Origin of the sequence: Microbispora sp. CSR-4, from assembly GCF_008033685.1 — a bacterium.
GTDB lineage: Bacteria > Actinomycetota > Actinomycetes > Streptosporangiales > Streptosporangiaceae > Microbispora.
The window spans coordinates 1-5,318 of the sequence record NZ_VJVX01000127.1 but is presented as its reverse complement, the minus strand read 5'-3'; the positions used below and the strand labels follow the sequence as shown (position 1 = coordinate 5,318).

At 58.5% G+C, this 5,318-nt stretch carries 3 rRNA genes; all 3 read left to right on the top strand.

Going from position 1 to position 5,318, the window contains the following annotated elements:
• Window positions 1-67 precede the first annotated feature (67 nt).
• Window positions 68-1,588 (top strand): 16S ribosomal RNA (locus FLV34_RS38695).
• Between the two features lie 453 nt (window positions 1,589-2,041).
• Window positions 2,042-5,148: ribosomal RNA gene (locus tag FLV34_RS38690) — 23S ribosomal RNA — on the top strand.
• A 63-nt stretch (window positions 5,149-5,211) separates the two neighbouring features.
• Window positions 5,212-5,318: ribosomal RNA gene (gene rrf / locus FLV34_RS38685) — 5S ribosomal RNA — on the top strand; the annotation flags it as partial.

Genomic DNA, 5,318 nt, shown 5'->3' with positions numbered 1-5,318 from the left:
CGGATTCCTTTGACGGCACCTTTCCTTAGCCGGGGGGTGCCGGCCAGAGTGATCTCTTTTCAAGCATTGTTTGGAGAGTTTGATCCTGGCTCAGGACGAACGCTGGCGGCGTGCTTAACACATGCAAGTCGAGCGGAAAGGCCCTTCGGGGTACTCGAGCGGCGAACGGGTGAGTAACACGTGAGTAACCTGCCCCTGACTCTGGGATAAGCCTGGGAAACCGGGTCTAATACCGGATACGACACTCCTCCGCATGGTGTGGGTGTGGAAAGTTTTTTCGGTTGGGGATGGGCTCGCGGCCTATCAGCTTGTTGGTGGGGTGATGGCCTACCAAGGCGACGACGGGTAGCCGGCCTGAGAGGGCGACCGGCCACACTGGGACTGAGACACGGCCCAGACTCCTACGGGAGGCAGCAGTGGGGAATATTGCGCAATGGGCGGAAGCCTGACGCAGCGACGCCGCGTGGGGGATGACGGCCTTCGGGTTGTAAACCTCTTTCAGCAGGGACGAAGTTGACGTGTACCTGTAGAAGAAGCGCCGGCTAACTACGTGCCAGCAGCCGCGGTAATACGTAGGGCGCGAGCGTTGTCCGGAATTATTGGGCGTAAAGAGCTCGTAGGTGGCTTGTTGCGTCTGCCGTGAAAGCCCGTGGCTTAACTACGGGTCTGCGGTGGATACGGGCAGGCTAGAGGCTGGTAGGGGCAAGCGGAATTCCTGGTGTAGCGGTGAAATGCGCAGATATCAGGAGGAACACCGGTGGCGAAGGCGGCTTGCTGGGCCAGTTCTGACGCTGAGGAGCGAAAGCGTGGGGAGCGAACAGGATTAGATACCCTGGTAGTCCACGCTGTAAACGTTGGGCGCTAGGTGTGGGGGTCTTCCACGATTCCTGTGCCGTAGCTAACGCATTAAGCGCCCCGCCTGGGGAGTACGGCCGCAAGGCTAAAACTCAAAGGAATTGACGGGGGCCCGCACAAGCGGCGGAGCATGTTGCTTAATTCGACGCAACGCGAAGAACCTTACCAAGGTTTGACATACACCGGAAAGCTCTGGAGACAGAGCCCTCCTTTGGACTGGTGTACAGGTGGTGCATGGCTGTCGTCAGCTCGTGTCGTGAGATGTTGGGTTAAGTCCCGCAACGAGCGCAACCCTTGTTCCATGTTGCCAGCACGCCCTTTGGGGTGGTGGGGACTCATGGGAGACTGCCGGGGTCAACTCGGAGGAAGGTGGGGATGACGTCAAGTCATCATGCCCCTTATGTCTTGGGCTGCAAACATGCTACAATGGTCGGTACAGAGGGTTGCGATACCGTGAGGTGGAGCGAATCCCTAAAAGCCGGTCTCAGTTCGGATTGGGGTCTGCAACTCGACCCCATGAAGTCGGAGTCGCTAGTAATCGCAGATCAGCAACGCTGCGGTGAATACGTTCCCGGGCCTTGTACACACCGCCCGTCACGTCACGAAAGTCGGCAACACCCGAAGCCCGTGGCCCAACCACTTGTGGGGGGAGCGGTCGAAGGTGGGGCTGGCGATTGGGACGAAGTCGTAACAAGGTAGCCGTACCGGAAGGTGCGGCTGGATCACCTCCTTTCTAAGGAGCACTCGGCCGGCCTGGTTGGTGCTGCCACACGTTGGTGTGGTGGTCTCGGGTCTGGTCCATGCCGGGTTCAGGGGCGAATGTTCCCTGCCTGGTGCGCTCATTAGTGGAGCACTGGTTATTCAGCCGGTCGTGGTTGCCGGGTCTGCTAGTACCGCCGTGAGTGATCACGGAGTGGGAGCGTGGGCTTCGGGGGTTGTGACTGGTTGGGCACACTGTTGGGTCCTGAGGAAACGGGCCCGTTCGCCTGGCCGCTGCTGGTTGTGGTGGTCGTGGTGGGGTTGGTTTTCTTCAGGGCTGGTCTCCTGCCATACCGGCCGGGGTCCTTGCTTGTGGGTTCGCCTGTTGTGGGTGGGCTTGCGGTGGGGGTTCGGGTGTTTGGTGGTGGGGTGGGCTGGTTGTCTGGTTGTTGTTTGTGAATTGCATAGTGGACGCGAGCATCTTTGTGGCCAAGTTAGTTAGGGCACACGGTGGATGCCTTGGCATCAGGAGCCGATGAAGGACGTGGGAGGCTGCGTTAAGCCTCGGGGAGTCGCCAACCAGACGTTGATCCGGGGATGTCCGAATGGGGAAACCTAGCACCAGTCATGTGGTGTTGCCGCCGTCTGAATGTATAGGGCGGTTGGTGGTAACGCGGGGAAGTGAAACATCTCAGTACCCGTAGGAGAAGAAAACAATAGTGATTCCGTGAGTAGTGGTGAGCGAAAGCGGAGGAGGCTAAACCGTGCGCGTGTGATAGCCGGCGGGCGTTGCGTGTGCGGGGTTGTGGGACCTTCCGGAGGAGACCGCCGTCTCTTCAGGCAGTGAGAAATCGGTGGGGTAGTCGAACGCTCTGGGAAGGGCGGCCGTAGACCGTGATAGCCGGGTAGGCGAAATCTTGCCGACTGCTGGGGGTGTTCCCGAGTAGCACGGGGCTCGAGGAATCCTGTGTGAATCTGCCAGGACCACCTGGTAAGCCTAAATACTTCCTGGTGACCGATAGTGGACGAGTACCGTGAGGGAAAGGTGAAAAGCGCCCCGGTGAGGGGTTGTGAAATAGTACCTGAAACCGTGTGCCTACAAGCCGTAGGAGCGTAAACAAGCTTGCTTGTTTGTGATGTGACTGCGTGCCTTTTGAAGAATGAGCCTGCGAGTTATGGTGTGTGGCGAGGTTAACCCGTGTGGGGGAGCCGTAGCGAAAGCGAGTCTGAATAGGGCGTTTGAGTCGCATGCTGTAGACCCGAAGCGGGGTGATCTACGCATGGGCAGGTTGAAGCGTGGGTAAGACTGCGTGGAGGACCGAACCCACCAGGGTTGAAAACCTGGGGGATGACCTGTGTGTAGGGGTGAAAGGCCAATCAAACTCCGTGATAGCTGGTTCTCCCCGAAATGCATTTAGGTGCAGCGTTGCGTGTGCTTGCCGGAGGTAGGGCTCTGGATGGCTGATGGGCCCGACAAGGTTACTGACGTCAGCCAAACTTCGAATGCCGGTAAGTTGAGCGTGGCAGTGAGACTGCGGGGGATAAGCTCCGTGGTCGAGAGGGAAACAGCCCAGATCACCGACTAAGGCCCCTAAGCGTGTGCTAAGTGGGAAAGGATGTGGAGTCGCAGTGACAACCAGGAGGTTGGCTTAGAAGCAGCCATCCTTGAAAGAGTGCGTAATAGCTCACTGGTCAAGTGATTCTGCGCCGACAATGTAGCGGGGCTCAAGTACACCGCCGAAGTCGTGGCACCGCTGGCACTTGTGCTGGTGGTGGGTAGGGGAGCGTCGTGCGAGCCGGTGAAGCTGCCGAGTGATCGTGTGGTGGAGGTCGTGCGAGTGAGAATGCAGGCATGAGTAGCGAGTCAGAAGTGAGAATCTTCTGCGCCGGATGACCAAGGGTTCCTGGGGCAGGTTCGTCCGCCCAGGGTAAGTCGGGACCTAAGGCGAGGCCGACAGGCGTAGTCGATGGACAACGGGTTGATATTCCCGTACCCGCTGTGATGCGCCCATATCGAATCCAGTGATACTAAGGGTCCTTAGCCCGGTTGGCTCTTCGGAGCCGGCGTCAGGGTGAACGCCTGGCCTGATCTGGTAGTAGGTAAGCGATGGGGTGACGCAGGAAGGTAGCCCAGCCCGGGCGGTGGTTGTCCCGGGGTAAGCATGTAGGGCGTGCTGTAGGCAAATCCGCAGCACACAAGCCTGAGGTGTGATGCCGAGCCGATTGTGGCGAAGTGGGTGATCCTATGCTGCCGAGAAAAGCCTCTAGTGAGTGTCGCGGCGGCCCGTACCCTAAACCGACTCAGGTGGTCAGGTAGAGAATACCAAGGCGGTCGGGTGAACTGTGGTTAAGGAACTCGGCAAATTGCCCCCGTAACTTCGGGAGAAGGGGGACCTCTGCTGGTGTAGGACTTTGCGTTCGAAGCTGGTGGGGGTCGCAGTGGCCAGGGGGAAGCGACTGTTTACTAAAAACACAGGTCCGTGCGAAGTCGTAAGACGATGTATACGGACTGACGCCTGCCCGGTGCCGGAACGTTAAGGGGACCGCTTAGCCAGCACTTGTGTTGGCGAAGGTGAGAACTTAAGCGCCGGTAAACGGCGGTGGTAACTATAACCATCCTAAGGTAGCGAAATTCCTTGTCGGGTAAGTTCCGACCTGCACGAATGGCGTAACGACTTCCCCGCTGTCTCAACCACAGGCCCGGTGAAATTGCAGTACGAGTAAAGATGCTCGTTTCGCGCAGCAGGACGGAAAGACCCCGGGACCTTCACTACAGCTTGACATTGGCGTTTGGAGCGTCTTGTGTAGGATAGGTGGGAGACTGGGAAGCGGTGACGCTAGTCATCGTGGAGTCATTGGTGAAATACCACTCTGGTCGTTTTGGACGTCTAACCCGCGCCCGTGGATCCGGGTGGGGGACAGTGTCTGGTGGGTAGTTTAACTGGGGCGGTTGCCTCCTAAAGGGTAACGGAGGCGCCCAAAGGTTCCCTCAGCCTGGTTGGCAATCAGGTGTCGAGTGTAAGTGCACAAGGGAGCTTGACTGTGAGACTGACGGGTCGAGCAGGAGCGAAAGCTGGGACTAGTGATCCGGCATCGGCGTGTGGAAGCGGTGTCGCTCAACGGCTAAAAGGTACCCCGGGGATAACAGGCTGATCTTCCCCAAGAGTCCATATCGACGGGATGGTTTGGCACCTCGATGTCGGCTCGTCGCATCCTGGGGCTGGAGTAGGTCCCAAGGGTTGGGCTGTTCGCCCATTAAAGCGGTACGCGAGCTGGGTTTAGAACGTCGCGAGACAGTTCGGTCCCTATCCGCTGCGCGCGCAGGAGACTTGCGAGGGGCTGTCCCTAGTACGAGAGGACCGGGACGGACGAACCTCTGGTGTGCCAGTTGTTCCGCCAGGAGCACGGCTGGTTGGCTACGTTCGGTAGGGATAACCGCTGAAAGCATCTAAGCGGGAAGCTCGCCTCAAGATGAGGTCTCCCACCACCGTGTGTGGGTAAGGCCCCCTAGAGATGATGGGGTTGATAGGCCGGAAGTGGAAGCGCAGTAATGTGTGGAGCTGACCGGTACTAATAGGCCGAGGACTTGACCATAGATGTTCGCGTTCACTATGTGATCTCAGAGACAGCAACCACTGGTTGTGTGTTTCGTGGGGTTACGGCGGTCATAGCGGCAGGGAAACACCCGGTTACATTCCGAACCCGGAAGTTAAGCCTGTCAGCGCCGATGGTACTGCACCGGGGACGGTGTGGGAGAGTAGGAC